General features: G+C 72.2%; 16 protein-coding genes. 12 read left to right on the forward strand and 4 right to left on the reverse strand.

The window, feature by feature from the left end:
- Positions 1 to 84: 84 nt before the first annotated feature.
- From rimO to PUR53_RS16520, 5 genes are all read left to right on the forward strand, one after another.
- Positions 85 to 1,566: a 30S ribosomal protein S12 methylthiotransferase RimO gene (rimO, locus tag PUR53_RS16500; RefSeq protein WP_329908712.1), complete on the forward strand. Its 1,482-nt coding sequence runs from the start codon at positions 85 to 87 to the stop codon at positions 1,564 to 1,566.
- Complete coding sequence (pgsA, locus tag PUR53_RS16505; protein WP_329900152.1) at positions 1,563 to 2,309, forward strand: CDP-diacylglycerol--glycerol-3-phosphate 3-phosphatidyltransferase; 747 nt, start codon at positions 1,563 to 1,565, stop codon at positions 2,307 to 2,309. Before rimO ends, pgsA begins: the two co-directional genes overlap by 4 nt.
- Positions 2,306 to 2,851: a CinA family protein gene (locus PUR53_RS16510; RefSeq protein WP_329908713.1), complete on the forward strand. Its 546-nt coding sequence runs from the start codon at positions 2,306 to 2,308 to the stop codon at positions 2,849 to 2,851. Before pgsA ends, PUR53_RS16510 begins: the two co-directional genes overlap by 4 nt.
- 109 nt (positions 2,852 to 2,960) lie before the next feature.
- A complete protein-coding gene (locus PUR53_RS16515; protein WP_005481441.1) occupies positions 2,961 to 3,338 on the forward strand; it encodes a helix-turn-helix domain-containing protein in 378 nt (125 codons plus the stop codon).
- A 197-nt stretch (positions 3,339 to 3,535) separates the two neighbouring features.
- The gene (locus PUR53_RS16520) at positions 3,536 to 4,006 is read left to right on the forward strand and encodes a Dps family protein (protein WP_329900371.1); all 471 of its coding nucleotides are present in this window, start codon (positions 3,536 to 3,538) and stop codon (positions 4,004 to 4,006) included.
- A gap of 487 nt (positions 4,007 to 4,493) precedes the next feature.
- Here PUR53_RS16520 and PUR53_RS16530 read toward each other — a convergent pair whose 3' ends face one another.
- The 3 genes from PUR53_RS16530 to PUR53_RS16540 form a co-directional block, all read right to left on the reverse strand.
- Positions 4,494 to 5,258, reverse strand: a complete 765-nt coding sequence (locus PUR53_RS16530; RefSeq protein ID WP_329900155.1) for an SDR family NAD(P)-dependent oxidoreductase — start codon at positions 5,256 to 5,258, stop codon at positions 4,494 to 4,496.
- Positions 5,259 to 5,290: 32 nt separating this feature from the next.
- Complete coding sequence (locus PUR53_RS16535) at positions 5,291 to 6,157, reverse strand: Fpg/Nei family DNA glycosylase (protein WP_329900156.1); 867 nt, start codon at positions 6,155 to 6,157, stop codon at positions 5,291 to 5,293.
- A 124-nt stretch (positions 6,158 to 6,281) separates the two neighbouring features.
- The gene (locus PUR53_RS16540; protein WP_329908714.1) at positions 6,282 to 11,183 is read right to left on the reverse strand and encodes an ATP-dependent helicase; all 4,902 of its coding nucleotides are present in this window, start codon (positions 11,181 to 11,183) and stop codon (positions 6,282 to 6,284) included.
- A 225-nt stretch (positions 11,184 to 11,408) separates the two neighbouring features.
- Here PUR53_RS16540 and PUR53_RS16545 point away from each other — a divergent pair, with 225 nt between their 5' ends.
- The 3 genes from PUR53_RS16545 to PUR53_RS16555 all read left to right on the forward strand — a co-directional run bounded on the left by PUR53_RS16545 (position 11,409) and on the right by PUR53_RS16555 (position 13,516).
- Entirely contained in the window at positions 11,409 to 12,305 is an 897-nt protein-coding gene (locus tag PUR53_RS16545; RefSeq protein ID WP_329908715.1) for an AraC family transcriptional regulator, read from the forward strand.
- 66 nt (positions 12,306 to 12,371) lie between these two features.
- Positions 12,372 to 13,211, forward strand: a complete 840-nt coding sequence (locus tag PUR53_RS16550; RefSeq protein ID WP_329900159.1) for an AzlC family ABC transporter permease — start codon at positions 12,372 to 12,374, stop codon at positions 13,209 to 13,211.
- Positions 13,208 to 13,516, forward strand: coding sequence for an AzlD domain-containing protein (locus PUR53_RS16555; RefSeq protein WP_329900160.1), 309 nt, complete (start codon positions 13,208 to 13,210; stop codon positions 13,514 to 13,516). The genes PUR53_RS16550 and PUR53_RS16555 overlap by 4 nt, the downstream gene beginning before the upstream one ends.
- Positions 13,517 to 13,649: 133 nt before the next feature.
- Here PUR53_RS16555 and PUR53_RS16560 read toward each other — a convergent pair whose 3' ends face one another.
- Positions 13,650 to 14,594, reverse strand: coding sequence for a hypothetical protein (locus PUR53_RS16560; protein WP_329908716.1), 945 nt, complete (start codon positions 14,592 to 14,594; stop codon positions 13,650 to 13,652).
- Positions 14,595 to 14,673: 79 nt separating this feature from the next.
- Here PUR53_RS16560 and PUR53_RS16565 point away from each other — a divergent pair, with 79 nt between their 5' ends.
- The 4 genes from PUR53_RS16565 (at position 14,674) to recX (ending at position 18,581) form a co-directional block, all read left to right on the forward strand.
- Positions 14,674 to 14,868: a DUF3046 domain-containing protein gene (locus PUR53_RS16565; protein ID WP_045561144.1), complete on the forward strand. Its 195-nt coding sequence runs from the start codon at positions 14,674 to 14,676 to the stop codon at positions 14,866 to 14,868.
- A gap of 94 nt (positions 14,869 to 14,962) precedes the next feature.
- Positions 14,963 to 16,309, forward strand: a complete 1,347-nt coding sequence (locus PUR53_RS16570) for an AI-2E family transporter (protein ID WP_329908717.1) — start codon at positions 14,963 to 14,965, stop codon at positions 16,307 to 16,309.
- A 259-nt stretch (positions 16,310 to 16,568) separates the two neighbouring features.
- On the forward strand, positions 16,569 to 17,696 hold the full coding sequence (gene recA, locus PUR53_RS16575) for a recombinase RecA (protein ID WP_329900163.1): 1,128 nt from the start codon (positions 16,569 to 16,571) through the stop codon (positions 17,694 to 17,696).
- A 3-nt stretch (positions 17,697 to 17,699) separates the two neighbouring features.
- The gene (gene recX / locus PUR53_RS16580; RefSeq protein WP_329908718.1) at positions 17,700 to 18,581 is read left to right on the forward strand and encodes a recombination regulator RecX; all 882 of its coding nucleotides are present in this window, start codon (positions 17,700 to 17,702) and stop codon (positions 18,579 to 18,581) included.
- Positions 18,582 to 18,636: the final 55 nt, after the last annotated feature.

An 18,636-nucleotide genomic window follows, 5' to 3' on the forward strand; every position in this document is an offset into this window, starting at 1 on the left:
AAGGGAGACGCGGGTACGGGGTTGGCCATGATCGGCCAACCCCGTCGACGTGGGCTGTCACTGGGACGAAGTAGTCTTGAGCCCATGCCTGAACGCCGTACCGTCGCACTCGTCACTCTTGGCTGCGCCCGTAACGAGGTGGACTCGGAGGAGCTCGCAGGCCGCTTGGAGGCGGACGGCTGGGAGCTCGTCGAGGACGCCGAGGAAGCGGACGTCGCGGTCGTCAACACCTGTGGCTTCGTCGAGGCCGCCAAGAAGGACTCCGTCGACGCCCTCCTGGAGGCCAATGACCTCAAGGGACACGGCAGAACCCAGGCCGTCGTGGCGGTCGGCTGTATGGCCGAGCGGTACGGCAAGGAGCTGGCCGAGGCGCTGCCCGAGGCCGACGGCGTGCTCGGCTTCGACGACTACGCGGACATCTCCGACCGTCTCCAGACCATCCTGAACGGCGGCATCCACGCCTCCCACACCCCCCGCGACCGGCGCAAGCTGCTGCCGATCAGCCCGGCCCAGCGGCAGGAGTCCGCGGCCGAGGTCGCGCTTCCGGGGCACGCCCCCGTCGATCTTCCGGAAGGCCTCGCTCCGGCCTCGGGGCCGCGATCCCCGCTGCGCCGCCGTCTGGACGGCTCACCCGTCGCCTCCGTGAAGCTCGCCTCCGGCTGCGACCGCCGCTGCTCCTTCTGCGCCATCCCCTCCTTCCGCGGCTCCTTCATCTCCCGACGCCCCTCGGACGTGCTGAACGAGACCCGCTGGCTGGCCGAGCAGGGCGTCAAGGAGATCATGCTGGTCTCCGAGAACAACACCTCGTACGGCAAGGACCTGGGCGACATCCGGCTGCTGGAGTCCCTGCTGCCCGAGCTCGCCGAGGTCGACGGCATCGAGCGCGTGCGCGTCAGCTACCTCCAGCCCGCCGAGATGCGGCCCGGCCTCATCGACGTGCTCACCTCCACACCCAAGGTCGTGCCCTACTTCGACCTCTCCTTCCAGCACTCCGCCCCCGCGGTGCTGCGCTCGATGCGCCGCTTCGGCGACACCGACCGGTTCCTGGAACTGCTGGACACCATCCGCGGCAAGGCCCCCGAGGCCGGCGTCCGGTCCAACTTCATCGTGGGCTTCCCCGGTGAGACCGAGGACGACCTCGCGGAACTGGAGCGGTTCCTGAACGGCGCGAGACTGGACGCCATCGGTGTCTTCGGATACTCCGACGAGGAGGGCACCGAAGCGGCGACCTACGAGAACAAGCTGCCCGAGGACGTCGTCGCCGAGCGGCTCGCGCGGGTCTCCCGGCTGGCCGAGGAACTGGTCTCGCAGCGCGCCGAGGAGCGCGTCGGACAGACCGTGCGGGTGCTGGTCGAGTCGGTCGACGGCGACGAGGGTGCCTACGGCCGTGGCGCGCACCAGGCGCCCGAGACGGACGGCCAGGTGCTGTTCACGAACGGCGAGGGACTGAGCGTCGGCCTTATGGTCGAGGCGAAGGTGGTCGGCACGGAAGGCGTCGACCTGGTGGCCGAGGTGCTTCCGGGCTCGCTCACCTCCCCCGTGTGTACTGAGGAGGCGGCCAGATGACGGGAGTCCCGGCATCCGCGGCGGGCGGCACCTCCGGCGCCAAGAGCGCGACGAGCGCCTCCGGCGTTCCCGGCGCCCCGAGCGCCGCCGCCTCCAGCGCTGCCGGGGAGACGCGACCCGTCCGTGGCGGGAAGCTGGGAGCCGCTGCCGTCAATCAGGCCAGCCTCTGGAACATCGCGAACATCCTGACCATGGTCCGCCTGGTCCTCGTGCCGGGCTTCGTCGTCCTGATGCTCATGGACGGCGGGTACGACCCGGTCTGGCGGGCCTGGGCCTGGGCCGCCTTCGCCGTCGCCATGATCACCGATGTCTTCGACGGTCATCTGGCCCGGGCGTACGACCTCGTCACCGACTTCGGGAAGATCGCCGACCCCATCGCCGACAAGGCGATCATGGGCGCCGCCCTGATCTGTCTGTCCTACCTCGGCGATCTGCCGTGGTGGGTGACCGGTGTCATCCTCGGCCGGGAGCTGGGCATCACCCTCCTGCGCTTCGTCGTCATCCGGTACGGAGTCATCCCCGCGAGCCGCGGCGGCAAGCTGAAGACCCTGACCCAGGGCATCGCCGTCGGGATGTACGTGCTGGCACTGGAGGGACCCCTGGCCACCCTGAGGTGGTGGGTGATGGCCGCGGCGGTCATTCTGACCGTGGTCACCGGAATCGACTATGTGAGACAGGCCATTGTGCTGCGCCGGCGCGGAACCGCCGAGCGCGAAGCCGCGGCGGAGGGAGCGGAACGTTGACTTCCACGGCCGCCGAAGTGCTGCGACTACTGACCGTGAGGGGGGAGACGCTCGCCGTCGCGGAGTCGCTGACCGGTGGTCTGGTCGCGGCAGCGCTCACCGCGGCCCCCGGATCCTCCCAGGCCTTCCGAGGCTCGGTCACCGCGTACGCCACCGAGCTCAAGCACCAGTTGCTGGATGTCGACGCCGCCCTGCTGGACCAGCGTGGAGCGGTGGACCCGCAGGTCGCGGCAGAGATGGCGGCCGGCGTACGCAAGGCGCTCGGCGCCGACTGGGGAATTTCGACCACCGGTGTCGCGGGCCCGGAGCCACAGGACGGCCGGCCCGTCGGCACCGTCTATGTGGCCGTCGCCGGACCGTCCACAGCCGAATCCCGCGTATCAGGTGGCGGGAAAGTGTCGTCGTTGCGGTTGAACGGCGGCCGGACGGAAATCCGTATGGAGAGTGTACGGAGCGTACTCGCACTGCTCCTTGAGGAGCTTGCGGGCGAACAGACCGGGAATGAGCGGGCACAGGATACGGAACAGAACGGGGGGACTTGATGTTTGCAGCCCTGAGTGAACACAACAGCGCTCCCCGCACGGCCGCAGCGCAAGGCGGTACGGTGGGGCGTGAAGGATGCGGCTACGCGGTCCGAGGAGGGAGCCACCGATGATTCTGCTCCGTCGCCTGCTGGGTGACGTGCTGCGTCGGCAGCGCCAGCGCCAGGGCCGTACTCTGCGCGAAGTCTCCTCGTCCGCCCGAGTCTCACTCGGCTATCTCTCCGAGGTGGAGCGGGGGCAGAAGGAGGCTTCCTCCGAGCTGCTCTCCGCCATTTGCGACGCGCTGGACGTACGGATGTCCGAGCTCATGCGGGAAGTGAGCGACGAGCTCGCCCTTGCCGAGCTGGCCCAGTCCGCAGCGGCCACCGAGCCGGTGCCAGCACCAGTGCGTCGACCGATGCTCAACTCCGTCTCGGTGGCCGGTGTGCCGCCGGAGCGGGTCACGATCAAGGCGCCCGCCGAAGCGGTGGACGTCGTCGCGGCGTGACCTGCCGCGACCGATTGCATGAGCACCGGCGTGCGCCGGTGAAACGGTAGAACGAAGCGGAAGCCCCGGTCGGGGCCGCCAGGGAGACCTGGGGGTGCCGACCGGGGCTTTTGTGTTGCCTGGGGCTCCCGTTTGCCGGGGTGGCGGTGTGCGGTCATGGTGGTCGTACGGTCGTCTCAAGAATCCGGAGCGTGCTGATGTACGTGGTGAAGAGCCCGCTGTCCGAGGCCGATCTCAAGACCGTCTCCGAGGCGCTGCAAGGTGCCCTGGTCGATCTTGTCGACCTCTCCCTGGTGGCCAAGCAGATCCACTGGAACGTCGTCGGGCCGCGATTCCGCTCGGTCCATCTCCAGCTCGACGAGGTCGTGGACACCGCTCGGCTGCACTCCGACACCGTCGCCGAACGCGCCTCCACCCTCGGTGTCCCGCCGGACGGGCGGGCCGGGACGGTCGCCGGGAGCAGCGGTATCGGCAGGGTGCCGGACGGCTGGGTCAAGGACGCGGACGCGGTCGGGACCCTGGTGGAGGCGCTCGGCGCGGTGATCACCCGGATGCGGGCGCGGGTGGAGAGCACCGCGGAGGCGGATCCGGTGAGCCAGGACATCTTCATCGGTATCACGGCGGATCTCGAGAAGCACCACTGGATGTTCCAGGCGGAGAACGGGTAGCGCGCGGAGTTCCGCGTGGAGAACCGGTGGCGCGTGGAGGTCCGGCGGCGAACGGGTGGCGCGGCGCGGGTGACGGGTGGGGGCGTGAGGACGGCGGTGAGTGGCTGCGGGGCGCATCGGGTGGCCCGTGGGCGCGGTCCCTGTGAGAGGGCCGTGCGTCCCTGTGCCGGTGGTGCGCCCTCTCCGGTCGTGACGAGGGCCGTCTAGCGTCGTTGTGGGGGCCCGAAGGCCTTGGAGGTGGCGGCCATGCGAATAGCTCGCTGGGGGGCGGCTCTGGGGCTCGGTGCGCTGTGGTGGTGGGGTGTGCTGCGACTCGCGCTGGTGCCGGACGCCGGCGCGGTGGAGGGGGCGGTCGCGGCCGGGGGGTGGGGGCTGAGTCTCCTGCCTGTCCACTGCGTGCCGAAGGGGCGGGCACGGGAACGGTCGGGGGGCGCGTCAGGGGGCGCGAGGGGTGGTCCTGTTCTGGGGGGCACGGTGGGGGCCGTGGTCACCAGGGCATGGCCACCCCGCCGTTCGGGCGGAGGATCTGGCCCGTCGTGAACGCCGAGGCGTCGGAGGCGAGGTGCAGCACGGCATGAGCGATGTCGTCGGGCTCGCCGACCCGGCTCAGCGGTGACAGCCGGGCCATGCGGGACTCGGTCCGCGCCTGCGCCTCGCCGTCGTGCCGGTCGGTCATGGGCGTACGGATCCAGCCCGGCGCCACGGCGTTGACGCGGATGCCGTGCGGGCCGACCTCGGTCGCCAGGGTCTTCGTCAGCTGGACCACCGCCGCCTTGGTCACGCCGTAGCAGAGGAGTCCCGGACCGCCGGTGTCGACGGCGCCGGAGGCCATGGTGACGATGCTGCCCCGTGTCCCGTCGGCGATCATCCGGCGGGCGGCTTCCTGGCAGGCGTGCAGCACGCCCTTGAAGTTGACGCTCCACACCCGTTCCAGGTCCTCGTCGCGGGTCTCCAGCACCGGGCTGGTGTGCATGATCCCGGCGATCGCCGCCATCACATGGAGCCGCTCGCAGGCGGCCACCGCCCGCGCGAGCCGGTCGCGGTCGGTGACGTCGAGGTGGTGGACGTGGGCGGTACCGTTCCCGGCCTCGATCAGGGTCGCCGTCTCGTGCAGGCCCTGCGCGTCACGGTCCGCGCAGTGCACCGCGGCGCCCGCCTCGGCGAGCAGTACCGCCGACGCGCGGCCGATACCGCTGCCGGCGCCGGTGACGAACGCGGTGCGGCCGGTGAGGTCGTACGCCGGGATGGGCATGAGGCGACGGTACGAGCGTTTCTGACGGTCCGTCAATCAGATGTGCGGCGTCGGGTTCCGTGTGCGGTGCGGGGGTTCGCGCGGGACGTTCTGGCGGTGCCGGGCGCCGGTGCCGGTCCCGACTGGCAGGTGGGGCACCAGTAGGTGGGGCGTTCCCGGGAACCGTCGCCCTGGTCGGCCGCGCGGACGGGGGTCTGGCAGCGCAGGCACGGGCGGGGGGCCCGGCCGTACACGAACAGGTCGTGATGGCGGTGGCCCGTGGTGCTGCGGATCGGGCGGTCGCGGTTGGCTTCGAGGAGCTTCTTGGCGAGGACGGGCAACCGGGCGGCGAGGTCCTCGGGGAGGGCGCCGACGGGGAGCCAGGGGGTCACCCGGAGCAAGAAGCAGAGTTCGCTCTTGTAGACGTTGCCGATGCCGGCGAGATTGCGCTGGTCCAGCAGTGCCTCGCCGAGGGGGCGCGCGGGGTCGCTCAGGAGGTTGGCGAGGGCTCGGTCGGGGTCCCAGTCCGGTCCGAGCAGGTCGGGGCCGAGGTGGCCGACGGCGCGGGACTCGTCGACGGTGCGGATCAGCTCCAGCACGGGGAGGCGGTAGCCGACGGCCGTGCGGTCGACGGTGCCCAGGATGGCGCGGATCTGGTGCGCCGGGCCACCGCGCCAGCGCTCGTCGTTTCCGTACACCTTCCAGGAGCCGTCCATCCGCAGGTGGGAGTGGAGGGTCAGGCCGCCTTCGATGCGGGTGAGGAGGTGCTTGCCCCGGGGGGTGACGTCCAGGACGGTGCGGCCGGTGAGGTCGGCCGTGGCGAACTTCGGGACCCTCAGGTCGGAGCGGGACAGGACCTTGCCGGCGAGGGCGGTGTCGAGTCGTCTCGCCGTCTGCCAGACGGTGTCACCTTCGGGCATGGGTCAAGGGTGGCATGTCGGGGGGACCGGGTGCTCTGTGGACGGCTGGTCGTCCTCGTGACGCGGAGGGGCATGGGGGCGCACGGTGACGGCGCTTCGTGCCCCTGACGTGTGGGCTCTTCGGTCACGCTCGGATGCGCAGGCCACGGGGGGTCGCGATGAAGCCTGCTCCTTCCAGGAGGGGGCCGTGGGGGGAGGTGAGGGCGGAGGTGCCGTTCACGCGCTCCACCGTGATCGTGCCCAGGGAGCCCGCGCGTGCCGCCGCGGAGAGGGCTTCGGCGGCCGGGCGCAGGCGGGGGTCGTCCAGGGGTCTGGCGTCGGGGTCGGCGGGCCAGGCCAGGAGGGTCTTGCCGCCGCGTTCCATGTAGAGGGTCAGCTCGCCGTCGACCAGGACGACCAGGGAGCCCGCCTTGCGGCCCGGTTTGTGCCCGGCCTCGGTGGGCGGCTCGGGCCAGGGGAGGGCGGCGCCATAGGCGTTCGCGGGGTCCGCGGCGGCGAGGACGACTGCTCGCGGGGAGGGTGTGGGGCGGGTGCGGTGCGGGGCGCGGCCGGTGCGGTGGTACGGGTCGGCCTGGGCGGGCGTGTGGTGTCCGTCCGGAGTGCCGCTCGGGGTGCCGTCGGGAGCGTATGGGGAGTCGAAGTCGAGGTGCAGGTCGGGAGCACCGGGGTCGACGGGGGTGAAGGAGGCGGCGTCGGAGAAGGTGTCCCACGAGGGCTGGGGCTGTGCTGTGGGGCGGGCCTCGTCGGCGGAGGTGTACGGGGCGGGGCTCGGGACGGGCTCGCCCCGTTCGCGGGCGTTGGACACCGCGCGGAGGCGGTCCACGGCGCCGTCCATCGCGAACTGGGCGGCACCCAGACCCTCGACGACGTAACCGCGGCGGGCCTGGCCGCTCTCCTCGAAGACGGACAGGACGCGATAGACCGCGGAGAAGCCGCCCTCGACCCCCTCGGCGCCGACCGCGCCCCGGGTCACGACACCGTGGCGGTCAAGGAGGGTGCGGGCCAGGGCGTGGGCGCGGACGGTGGGATCGGGCTCATGGGTGGGGAGGAGGGACCAGCGGCCGGCGACCGTGGGCGGGCCCGTACGGGACTGGGGGCGGGCGGCGGCGGTCAGGGAGCCGTACCGGCCGCGCGGGACCGTGCGCTTGGCGCGGTGGGCGGTGGAACCCGCGGTGCGGCCCGAGCCGAGGAGGGAGCGCATGGGGGTGAGCGTGTCGTTGGTCAGCCGGCCGGACCAGGCCATGTCCCAGACGGCATCGGCCAGTTGGGGATCGGTGGCGTTGGGGTGGGTGGTCGCGCGGACCTGGTCGGCGATCTGGCGGAAGAAGAGGCCGTAACCGCCGGAGAGGGCGCTCAGGATCGACTCGTGAAGCGCGGTCAGCTCCAGGGGGTGCGGCGGTGGGAGGAGGAGGGGCGCCGCGTCCGCCAGATACAGCGAGACCCAGCCGTCCTTGCCGGGGAGGGCTCCGGCCCCGGCCCAGACGACCTCTCCGGCAGCGGTGAGTTCGTCGAGCATCGCCGGGCTGTAGTTCGCCACCCGCGAGGGCAGGACCAGCTTCTCCAGGGCGGAGGCGGGTACGGAGGCGCCCTGGAGCTGTTCGATCGCGCGGACCAGGCCGTCGACGCCGCGCAGTCCGTGGCCGCCGCCCACGTGCTGCCACTGGGGCAGGAACTGGGCGAGCGCGGCCGGCGGCACCGGCTCCAGCTCATGGCGCAGGGCCGCGAGTGAACGGCGGCGCAGGCGGCGCAGCACGGTCGCGTCGCACCACTCCTGGCCGATGCCCGCCGGGTGGAACTCGCCCTGCACGACACGGCCGTTCGCCGCCAGGCGGTGCAGCGCGCCGTCCGTGACGGCCACGCCGAGGCCGAAGCGGGCGGCTGCCGTGGCCGAGGTGAACGGGCCGTGCGTGCGCGCGTAGCGGGCGAGGAGGTCGCCGAGGGGGTCCTTGACCGGTTCGGTGAAGGCTTCCGGGACACCGACCGGCAGGGCTGTGCCGAGCGCGTCCCGCAGGCGGCCAGCGTCTTCGATCGCCGCCCAGTGGTCGATGCCGGCGACGCGGACGCGGATGGCACGGCGGGCCCTGGCCAGCTCCGGCGCCCACTGCGGCTCCGCTCCGCGCTCGGCCAACTCGGCGTCCGTGAGGGGGCCGAGGAGGCGGAGCAGGTCCGCGACGCCTTCGGCGTCCTTGACGCGTCGGTCCTCGGTGAGCCACTGGAGCTCCCGCTCCAGCTCGGTCAGCACCTCGGCGTCGAGCAGTTCCCGCAGCTCCGCCTGGCCCAACAGCTCGGCGAGCAGCCGGGAGTCCAGCGACAGGGCGGCCGCGCGACGCTCGGCGAGCGGGGAGTCACCCTCGTACAGGAACTGCGCGACATAGCCGAAGAGGAGGGAGCGGGCGAAGGGGGAGGGCTCCGGGGTGGTGACCTCGACGAGGCGCACCTTGCGGGACTCGATGTCGCCCATCAGCTCGGCGAGGCCGGGGACGTCGAAGACGTCCTGCAGACATTCGCGGACCGCTTCCAGGACGATCGGGAACGAGCCGAACTCGCTCGCGACCTGCAGCAGTTGGGCCGCGCGCTGGCGCTGCTGCCACAGGGGCGTGCGCCTGCCGGGGTTGCGACGGGGCAGCAGGAGCGCGCGGGCGGCGCACTCGCGGAAGCGGGAGGCGAACAGGGCCGAGCCGCCCACCTGGTCGGTGACGATCTGGTCGACCTCGCCCTTGTCGAAGGCGACGTCCGCGGCGCCGAGCGGGGCCTGCTCGGCGTCGTACTCCGTGCCCGCCTTCATGGGCTCCATGTCGAGCAGGTCCAGGCCCATGAGGTCGGCGTCGGGCAGGCGCAGCACGATGCCGTCGTCGGCGTGCATGACCTGGGCGTCCATGCCGTACCGCTCGGAGAGCTTCGCACCGAGGGCGAGCGCCCAGGGGGCGTGCACCTGGGCGCCGAAGGGGGAGTGGACGACGACGCGCCAGTCGCCCAGCTCGTCGCGGAAGCGTTCGACGACGATGGTGCGGTCGTCCGGTACGTGACCGCAGGCCTCGCGCTGTTCGGCCAGGTAGGAGAGCACGTTGTCCGCGGCCCAGGCGTCGAGTCCGGCGGTCAGCAGACGCAGTCGGGCGTCCTCCTCGGACAGGGAGCCCACCTCGCGCAGGAACGCGCCGACCGCGCGCCCCAGTTCGAGCGGGCGGCCGAGCTGGTCGCCCTTCCAGAACGGCAGGCGGCCCGGGACACCCGGCGCGGGGGAGACCAGCACCCGGTCGCGCGTGATGTCCTCGATGCGCCAGGAACTGGTGCCGAGGGTGAACACGTCCCCGACGCGGGACTCGTACACCATCTCCTCGTCCAGCTCACCGACCCGGCCGCCGCCTTTCTTGGGGTCGGAGCCCGCGAGGAAGACCCCGAAGAGGCCCCGGTCCGGGATCGTGCCCCCGGAGGTGACGGCGAGCCGCTGGGCGCCGGGGCGGCCCGTGATCGTGCCGGCGACCCGGTCCCACACCACGCGCGGGCGCAACTCGGCGAAGGCGTCGGACGGATAGCGGCCCGCGAGCATGTCGAGGACGGCCGTGAACGCGGACTCGGGGAGCGAGGCGAACGGGGCCGCGCGGCGGACGGTGGCGAGGAGGTCGTCGAACTGCCAGGTGTCCATCGAGGTCATGGCGACGATCTGCTGCGCCAGGACGTCCAGGGGATTGCCCGGGATCCTCATGGACTCGATGGAGCCGCTGCGCATCCGCTCGGTGACCACGGCCGACTGCACCAGGTCGCCCCGGTACTTGGGGAAGACCACACCCGTGGAGACCGCGCCCACCTGGTGCCCGGCGCGTCCCACGCGCTGCAGGCCCGAGGCGACCGACGGAGGTGACTCCACCTGGACGACGAGGTCCACCGCGCCCATGTCGATGCCCAGTTCGAGGCTGGAGGTGGCGACCACGGCCGGCAGCCTGCCCGCCTTCAGGTCCTCCTCGACCAGGGCGCGCTGCTCCTTGGAGACCGAGCCGTGGTGGGCGCGGGCGAGGATCGGTGGCGCTCCCTGGGCCGCGCCCGAACCGCCCATCAGCTCAGCCGGGGCGTGGTGTTCGTCCAGGGGTTCGCCGGTGGCCCGCTCGTACGCGATCTCGTTGAGCCGGTTGCACAGCCGCTCCGCGAGGCGCCGGGAGTTGGCGAAGACGATCGTGGAGCGGTGGGCCTGGACGAGGTCGGCGATCCGCTCCTCCACGTGCGGCCAGATCGACGGCCGCTCCGCGCCCTCGTTGGCGTCGGCGACGGGGGAGCCGCCCAGCTCCCCCAGGTCCTCCACCGGCACGACCACCGACAGGTCGAACTCCTTGCCGGACGGAGGCTGGACGATCTCCACCCTGCGGCGGGGGGAGAGATAGCGCGCGACCTCGTCGACGGGGCGCACGGTCGCGGACAGGCCGATGCGGCGGGCCGGCCGGGGCAACAACTCGTCGAGCCGCTCCAGGGTGAGGGCCAGGTGGGCGCCGCGTTTGGTGCCCGCGACCGCGTGCACCTCGTCCAGGATCACCGTCTCCACGCCCGTGAGCGCCTCACGGGTGGCCGACGTCAGCATGAGGAACAGCGACTCGGGGGTGGTGATCAGGATGTCCGGCGGGCGGGTCGCCAGGGCCCGGCGCTCGGCGGCGGGGGTGTCCCCGGAGCGGATGCCCACCTTCACCTCGGGCTCGGGCAGTCCCAGGCGCACCGATTCCTGGCGGATGCCGGTCAGCGGACTGCGCAGGTTCCGCTCCACGTCCACCGCGAGTGCCTTCAGCGGTGACACGTACAGCACCCGGCAGCGCTTCCTCGGGTCGGCCGGGGGCGGGCTCGACGTCAGCTGGTCCAGCGCGGCGAGGAACGCGGCCAGCGTCTTGCCGGAGCCGGTCGGGGCGACCACCAGCACGTCCGAGCCCTCGCCGATCGCCCGCCACGCCCCGGCCTGGGCCGCGGTGGGCGCGGAGAAGGCCCCCGTGAACCAGCCACGGGTGGCGGGGGAGAAGCCGTCGAGGGCTCGATCTGCGGAGCTGACCATGCCCCCATCCTGCACCCGACCACTGACAACGGCCCGGACCTGGGCAAACGGCCCGGAGTGGGACGGGATGAGGGGGCGGGTGCGGAGGAGGGTGGATGGGGGTGAGGCGGATGGGGGTGAGGCGGGCGGGGGTGGACGCGGCCCGGCGGGGGCTGGGCGGAGCCCGCGTGGGGCCGGGCGGGGCCCGTGCGCGTTCGCCGCTCGGGGCGGCCGCAGAATGGGGGTATGGCGGGTTCGGTGGAGCGGGCGAGGCACTGGCGGTACGCGGAGCTGCCCGGGGTCGACCTGCTGCGAGCGAGGTACGTCCAGAAGAAGTTCGTGCGCCACACCCACGAGAACTTCGTGATCGCGGCCATCGCCGACGGCCTCGAGGTGTTCCACCACGGCGGTGCCGATCAGTACGCCGGCCCGGGCACCCTGGCCCTCGTCAACCCGGACACCCCGCACACCGGTCGCGCCGGTGTGCCCGAGGGCTGGCGGTACGGCGCGATCTACCCGCCGCCGGACGTGGTGGCCGAGATCGCCGCCGAGACCACCACGATCCGCGGCACCCCAGGCTTCGTGAATCCGGTGCTCGACGACCCGTACGCCGCCGGCCTCGTCCATCAGGTGCTGCGGGCCGTCGACGAGGGCAACGCGCTGGCCGCGGACACCCTCCTCCGGGTCGCCGTGACCCGGCTGCTGCGCCTGAACGGCGGGTCACTGCCCCAACGCCCCGTCCGTACGGCCGGCACCTCCGTCGCGGCACGCGCGCGTGCGGTGCTGTCCGAGCGGATGGCCGACCCGCCGACCCTGGCACGGCTTGCCGCCGACCTGGGCACCAGCCCCTTCGCGCTGCTGCGGGCCTTCCGCGCGGCCTACGGCATGCCGCCGCACGCCTGGCTGACCGACGCCCGCGTGCGGCGGGCGCGGAGCCTGCTCGACGCGGGCACGGCTCCGGTCGATGCCGCCGTCGCCGTCGGCTTCACGGACCAGCCGCACCTCAACCGCCACTTCAGCCGGATCGTGGGCGTGCCTCCGGGGGCTTACCAGCGCGAACGTATCGGTGGTCCTGGTGGTCCTGGTGGTCCTGGTGGTCCTGGTGGTGGGCGGGAGCGGGAGGAGCGCGCTCGGACGCACTGACGGCGTGCGGGGGTGCAAGAACGTACAAGACCGATAGCGCCGCGGGCTCGTACCGTCCGGTGCGTGGTGAGTGAACAGACAGGTCTCGCGGAGACACGGGACGACGGTGGCGGCACGAAACCCGACGGAGCGGTCGTCCGGGACGCCCTGGGAGTGGGGGTGGCCGTCGGCCTGTCCGGCTTCGCCTTCGGGGTGACCTCGGCCGGCAGCGGACTCAGCCTGCTGCAGACCTGCGCGCTGAGCCTCCTGGTATTCACCGGGGCCTCCCAGTTCGCTCTGGTGGGCGCGCTCGCGGTCGGCGGCAACCCCTTCACGGCAGCCGCCGGGGCCTTCTTCCTGGGCGTGCGCAACGCGTTCTACGGGCTGCGTCTGTCGCAGATGCTCGCCCTCCCGCGCGCGGTGCGGCCGTTCGCCGCCCAGTGGGTCATCGACGAGACCACGGCCGTCGCCCTCGCCCAGCCCACACGGCGCGCCACCCGCATCGGCTTCGCCGTCACCGGGCTCAGCCTCTACGTGCTGTGGAACCTCACCACGCTGCTCGGCGCGCTCGGCGCAGAGGCCCTCGGCGACACCGATGCGTGGGGGCTCGACGCGGCCGGGCCCGCGACCTTCCTGGCCCTCCTCGCGCCGATGCTGAAGACAGCGGGGGAGCGGGCCATCGCGGGCATCGCCGTCGTCCTGGGGCTGGGCCTGCTGCCGGTCCTGCCCGCCGGAGTCCCGGTCCTGGTCGCCGCGAGCGCCGCCCCGCTCGTCCTCTGGGCGGAGGGGCGCCGTCGCAGGGCCGACGGCCCAAGGGGCGAGGCACGTGGTGAGGGCGGCGGTGGGCAGCGTCCGCAGGGCGAGGACGGTCGGCGCGACGACAGGCAGGACGAGGACGGCCGGCGCGGGCAGGGGGACGAGCGGTGAACGTCTGGATCGCGATCGTCGTCACCGCCGTCGGCTGCTACGCGGTCAAGCTGATCGGCCTGCTGGTGCCGGAGGGCGTCCTGGAACGCCCCCTCGTGCAACGCCTCGCCGCCCTGCTGCCGGTGGCCCTTCTCGCCGCCCTCACAGCCCAGCAGACCTTCGCCGACGGTCACGACCTGGTCGTGGACGCGAGGGCAGCGGGGCTCGCCGCGGCCGCCGTGGCGCTGCTCCTGCGGGCCCCCTTTCTGGTCGTCGTGGCAGCGGCGGTGCTTGTGACGGCGGGGGTGCGGGCGATCACGGGCTGACGGTCGCCGTAGCTGTCGTACGGCACGCACACGCACGCAGGCATACGCGCACGCGCGTGCCGCGTCTCACGCGCGTGCGCCGGTTGCACGCACGTGTGCGCGTGCGTCCCGGCCAGCACCGAGCCGGCAGGCCTCAGCCGATCGGCCGCCCGTACGCGCGCAACGTGCGCAGTGCCTCGATCGTCACGATCGGGCGGCTCTCCATGGCCGTGCTCGGGGCCCACTGACGCCAGCGGATCGGCCAGCCGCCGTCCTCCGCCTGCTCGCCCGCCAGGAAGTCCAGAGAACGGGACATCTCCTCGTCGGTGAACCATGCGCGCGCGAGGGACTCCGGGGTGCGCGCGAAGTCGTGCGGGTAGTGGTGCTCGCCCGGTGCGTAGCCGGCGGACACGGGGAAGTCGTGCGGCCGCTCCGGATCCAGCGCGGCGAGCCGGTGCTCGCGCACCAGGCGGCCGAGCCGGTCGGCGGCCGCCCGCGCGCGCGGGCGGTCCGGCACCGACTCCAGGAACGCCACGGCGGCGTGGATCTCGTAGGGGTGCGACTTCTCCAGGGACTCGACCGCCTGCCAGCAGAAGTCGGTGGCCCGGAACAACCACGCGTGCCACACCTGGTTGCGGTGCAGCAGACCCACCACGGGCCCGGTGGCCAGCAGATCACTGGGCGGGTCGTCGACGATCGGTACGAACGGGGCTGCGGGGTAGCCGCGCTGGCTGGGGTGTACTGCGGGGAGCGCGCCGTCGGGGGTCGACACCGAGGTCAGATAGCGGCACACGCGCTCCACCCGCTGTCCGCCGCAGCGCCCGATCGAGTCCAGGACACGCAGCGCGTGCCCGGTGTGCAGCGGCTGGCTCACGGGTCCGCGCAGATCGGGTTCGAGCGCGTGCCCGTACCCCTCGTCGGCGTTGCGGTAGGCGGCCAGCGCGGTCTCCACCGCGTCGGCGCTCCCCTCCAGGAAGTGGTGGGCGAAGCGGCGCTGCTCCAGCACGCGCGCGGTCAGCCAGATGAACTGCTCGGCGCGAGCCAGCGGGGTGTGCGTCGGCGACGACGAGGGGAGTGGGGATGCTCCGGTTTCGGCCATGGCTCCGACCGTAGGGTGGAAAGCGGTCTCGGAAAGCCGTCCCGTGAAGGCCCACCCCCTGGGGCGGGATACTGGACTCATGCGGTTGACGGTCTTCTGGCAGCGGATGGCGGAGCACTTCGGTGCGGGGTACGCCGAAACCTTCGCGCGCGATCATGTGATGTCCGACCTCGGCGGACGTACGGTCCACGAGGCGCTGGACGCGGGCTGGGAGGCCAAGGACGTGTGGCGCGTGGTGTGCGCCACCATGGGCGTTCCGGCTGAAAACCGCTGAAAGACCCGGGACTTCACCACGTGGACGTCGATCGTTGCGCCGGAGGATCCGGGGGTGGCGACTGATTGTCGGTGGCGTGGGCGAGACTTGGTGCGTGGCCCCCACAGACGAGACCGCGAGGTTGCAGCAGCAGGTACCCCCGTCCGGCACGACACCGCCCATCGGCCCCCCGGTCGGCCCGGGACCCGGTGCCGCGCCGAGCGGCCGTATGCCGCGCTGGCTGCCGCGCGCGATGGTGCTCGCGCTCTCTCTCATAGCCGTCTTCCAACTGGGCAGTTGGGCGTTCCACCAGCTGATCGGGCTGCTGGTCAACATCCTCATCGCGTTCTTCCTGGCGCTCGCGATCGAGCCCGCGGTGAGCTGGATGGCCTCGAAGGGGCTGCGCAGGGGCTTCGCGACCTTCCTGGTCTTCCTGATCACACTGATCGGGGCCGCGGGCTTCGTCACCCTGCTCGGCTCGATGCTCGCCGGCCAGATCATCAAGATGGTCGAGGACTTCCCGGCGTACCTCGACTCCGTCATCAGCTGGATCAACACCAGCTTCCACACCGAGCTCAAGCGGGTGGACATCCAGGAGGGGCTGCTCCGCTCCGACTGGCTCCAGAAGTACGTGCAGAACAGCGCCACGGGCGTCCTCGACGTCTCCGCGCAGGTGCTGGGGGGCCTCTTCCAGCTGCTGACGATCGCGCTGTTCTCGTTCTACTTCGCCGCCGACGGACCGCGGCTGCGGCGGGCGCTGTGTTCCGTGCTGCCGCCCGCGAAGCAGGCCGAGGTGCTGCGCGCGTGGGAGATCGCCGTGGACAAGACCGGCGGCTATCTCTACTCACGCGGGCTGATGGCGCTGATCTCCGGCGGGGCGCACTACATCCTGCTGGAGTACCTCGACGTGCCCTACGCGCCAGCGCTCGCGGTCTGGGTCGGCCTGGTCTCCCAGTTCATCCCCACCATCGGCACCTATCTCGCGGGCGCCCTGCCGATGCTGATCGCCTTCACGGTCAACCCGTGGTACGCGCTGTGGGTCCTGGTCTTCGTGGTCATCTACCAGCAGTTCGAGAACTACGTGCTGCAGCCCAAGCTGACCGCCAAGACCGTGGACATCCACCCGGCCGTCGCCTTCGGGTCGGTCATCGCGGGTACCGCCCTCCTCGGTGCCGTCGGCGCGCTCATCGCCATCCCCGCCATCGCCACCCTGCAGGCGTTCCTCGGGGCGTACGTGAAGCGGTACGACGTCACGGACGACCCCCGGGTGCACGGCCACCGCAGACGTGGCTCCCGCAACCTTCTCGCGCGTCTGCGGACGCGGCTGGAGGAGACGGCGGACCGGCACCGGCCGACGAGTCGGCCGACGGACGACGCAGGCGACGACAGTCGGGACGACGCCGGCCCCGAGAGTGGCGCGGGGCCGGAGGGTGGGGCCGGGCCGGAGCGCGGCACTCCGTAGGGCGCGGCCGCACGACAAGGCGCCTCGGCGAGGACATGAGGAAGTCCCCCGGACAGCTTGTGGTGTCGCTTGACACTAAAATCGAACATCCATTCTTATGGAGGCTCCGGCGCGGCTGCCGACGGGAGTTCGGCAGGGTTTTTCGTGGAGAAGTGCCCGAGTTATCCACAGGCCGGGCGGGCGTCGGGGCCCATTGTCAGTGGCAGGCGTTAGCGTCTTTCACGTGAAGCGATCGACTCAAGCAAACCGGGTGGAACCCATGGCAGGAACCGACCGCGAGAAGGCGCTCGACGCCGCGCTCGCACAGATTGAACGGCAGTTCGGCAAGGGTGCGGTGATGCGCCTCGGCGAGCGGCCGAACGAGCCCATCGAGGTCATCCCCACCGGGTCGACCGCACTGGACGTCGCCCTCGGCGTCGGTGGCCTGCCGCGCGGCCGCGTGGTGGAGGTGTACGGCCCGGAGTCCTCCGGCAAGACGACCCTGACCCTGCACGCGGTGGCGAACGCGCAGAAGGCCGGCGGCCAGGTGGCCTTCGTGGACGCCGAGCACGCCCTCGACCCCGAGTACGCGAAGAAGCTCGGTGTCGACATCGACAACCTGATCCTGTCGCAGCCGGACAACGGCGAGCAGGCCCTGGAGATCGTGGACATGCTGGTCCGCTCCGGCGCTCTCGACCTCATCGTCATCGACTCCGTCGCCGCGCTCGTCCCGCGCGCGGAGATCGAGGGCGAGATGGGCGACAGCCACGTGGGTCTGCAGGCCCGTCTCATGAGCCAGGCCCTGCGGAAGATCACCAGTGCGCTCAACCAGTCCAAGACCACCGCCATCTTCATCAACCAGCTCCGCGAGAAGATCGGCGTGATGTTCGGCTCCCCGGAGACCACGACCGGTGGCCGGGCGCTGAAGTTCTACGCCTCGGTGCGTATCGACATCCGTCGCATCGAGACCCTGAAGGACGGCACGGAGGCGGTCGGCAACCGCACCCGCTGCAAGGTCGTCAAGAACAAGGTCGCGCCGCCCTTCAAGCAGGCCGAGTTCGACATCCTCTACGGCCAGGGCATCAGCCGTGAGGGCGGCCTGATCGACATGGGCGTGGAGCACGGCTTCGTCCGCAAGGCCGGCGCCTGGTACACGTACGAGGGCGACCAGCTCGGCCAGGGCAAGGAGAACGCCCGTAACTTCCTGAAGGACAACCCCGATCTCGCCAACGAGATCGAGAAGAAGATCAAGGAGAAGCTGGGCGTCGGCGTCCGGCCCGAGGAGCCCGCCGCCGAACCCGGCGCGGACGCGGCGGGCGCGGACCCGGCCACCGCGGACGACGCGAAGGCGGTGCCCGCTCCGGCAGCCAAGGCCACCAAGACCAAGGCCGCGGCGGCGAAGAGCTAGTCCGTGACGCGCAGAACGGACTGGGGCGAGTACGCGTATCCCGGTGCTCCCGAGGGCCGGGGGCTCGGGGGTACCGGCGGGGGGACCGGGGGATTCGGCGCGCATGAGGACGGGGACGGGGGCTTCCCGCCCTGCGACGGCGGCGGTGACGGCGACGTCGCACGGTGGGAGGACGGCTCGCGCTCCGGTGCGGGCCCGGCCGCCGGCGGCCGTCGGCGTGGTGGCGGCCCCACGCGCGGTGCGGACGGCGACGCGCGTGGCAGGCGCGGCGGCCGAAGCGGCAGGCGGCGTGGCTTCGGGGAAGCGGGCGACGGCCCGGACGACGGGGGACCGCAGGACGGGGGTTCGTCTTTCTCGTCGAGGGCCGAGAAAGGCGAGTCCTCAGGGGACCCGGCTGAGCGGGCGCGCGCGATCTGTCTGCGCCTGCTCACCGGGACCCCGCGCACCCGTAAGCAACTCGCGGACGCCCTGCACAAACGCGAGATCCCCGAGGGCGTGGCGGAGGAGGTGCTGTCGAGGTTCGAGGAGGTCGGACTGATCAACGACAGCGCGTTCGCCGACGCCTGGGTGGAGTCCCGGCACCACGGTCGGGGCCTGGCACGACGAGCCCTCGTCAGGGAGCTGCGCACCAAGGGTGTCGACTCGGCCCTGATCGACGAGGCCGTCTCCCAGCTCGACTCGGAGCAGGAGGAGACGACCGCGCGCGAGCTCGTCGCCCGCAAGCTGCGCTCCACCCGTGGCCTCGATCGTGACAAACGCCTCCGCCGGCTCGCCGGCATGCTCGCCCGCAAGGGCTACCCCGAGGGCATGGCCCTGCGAGTGGTCCGGCAGGCGCTGGAGGAAGAGGGGGAGGAGACGGAGGGACTGGAGGACGAGGGGTACTGAGGCGAGGGGGAGCGAAAGGTGCGGGGAGTGGGAGCGGGCGGGGGCCGCTCGGGCC

It is taken from the genome of Streptomyces sp. SP18BB07 (genome assembly GCF_036322545.1).
In the GTDB taxonomy this organism is placed as follows: domain Bacteria; phylum Actinomycetota; class Actinomycetes; order Streptomycetales; family Streptomycetaceae; genus Streptomyces; species Streptomyces deccanensis.

What these genes read in the sequence shown, in the direction of transcription:
- PUR53_RS16530 (WP_329900155.1), bottom strand. Translation starts at nt 5,258, where the DNA reads ATGCCCATCCCGGCGTACGACCTCACCGGCCGCACCGCGTTCGTCACC.
- PUR53_RS16560 (WP_329908716.1), bottom strand. Translation starts at nt 14,594, where the DNA reads ATGGCCGAAACCGGAGCATCCCCACTCCCCTCGTCGTCGCCGACGCAC.
- recA (WP_329900163.1), top strand. Translation starts at nt 16,569, where the DNA reads ATGGCAGGAACCGACCGCGAGAAGGCGCTCGACGCCGCGCTCGCACAG.
- PUR53_RS16520 (WP_329900371.1), top strand. Translation starts at nt 3,536, where the DNA reads ATGTACGTGGTGAAGAGCCCGCTGTCCGAGGCCGATCTCAAGACCGTC.
- PUR53_RS16515 (WP_005481441.1), top strand. Translation starts at nt 2,961, where the DNA reads ATGATTCTGCTCCGTCGCCTGCTGGGTGACGTGCTGCGTCGGCAGCGC.
- PUR53_RS16535 (WP_329900156.1), bottom strand. Translation starts at nt 6,157, where the DNA reads ATGCCCGAAGGTGACACCGTCTGGCAGACGGCGAGACGACTCGACACC.
- PUR53_RS16565 (WP_045561144.1), top strand. Translation starts at nt 14,674, where the DNA reads ATGCGGTTGACGGTCTTCTGGCAGCGGATGGCGGAGCACTTCGGTGCG.
- pgsA (WP_329900152.1), top strand. Translation starts at nt 1,563, where the DNA reads ATGACGGGAGTCCCGGCATCCGCGGCGGGCGGCACCTCCGGCGCCAAG.
- PUR53_RS16540 (WP_329908714.1), bottom strand. Translation starts at nt 11,183, where the DNA reads ATGGTCAGCTCCGCAGATCGAGCCCTCGACGGCTTCTCCCCCGCCACC.
- rimO (WP_329908712.1), top strand. Translation starts at nt 85, where the DNA reads ATGCCTGAACGCCGTACCGTCGCACTCGTCACTCTTGGCTGCGCCCGT.
- PUR53_RS16545 (WP_329908715.1), top strand. Translation starts at nt 11,409, where the DNA reads ATGGCGGGTTCGGTGGAGCGGGCGAGGCACTGGCGGTACGCGGAGCTG.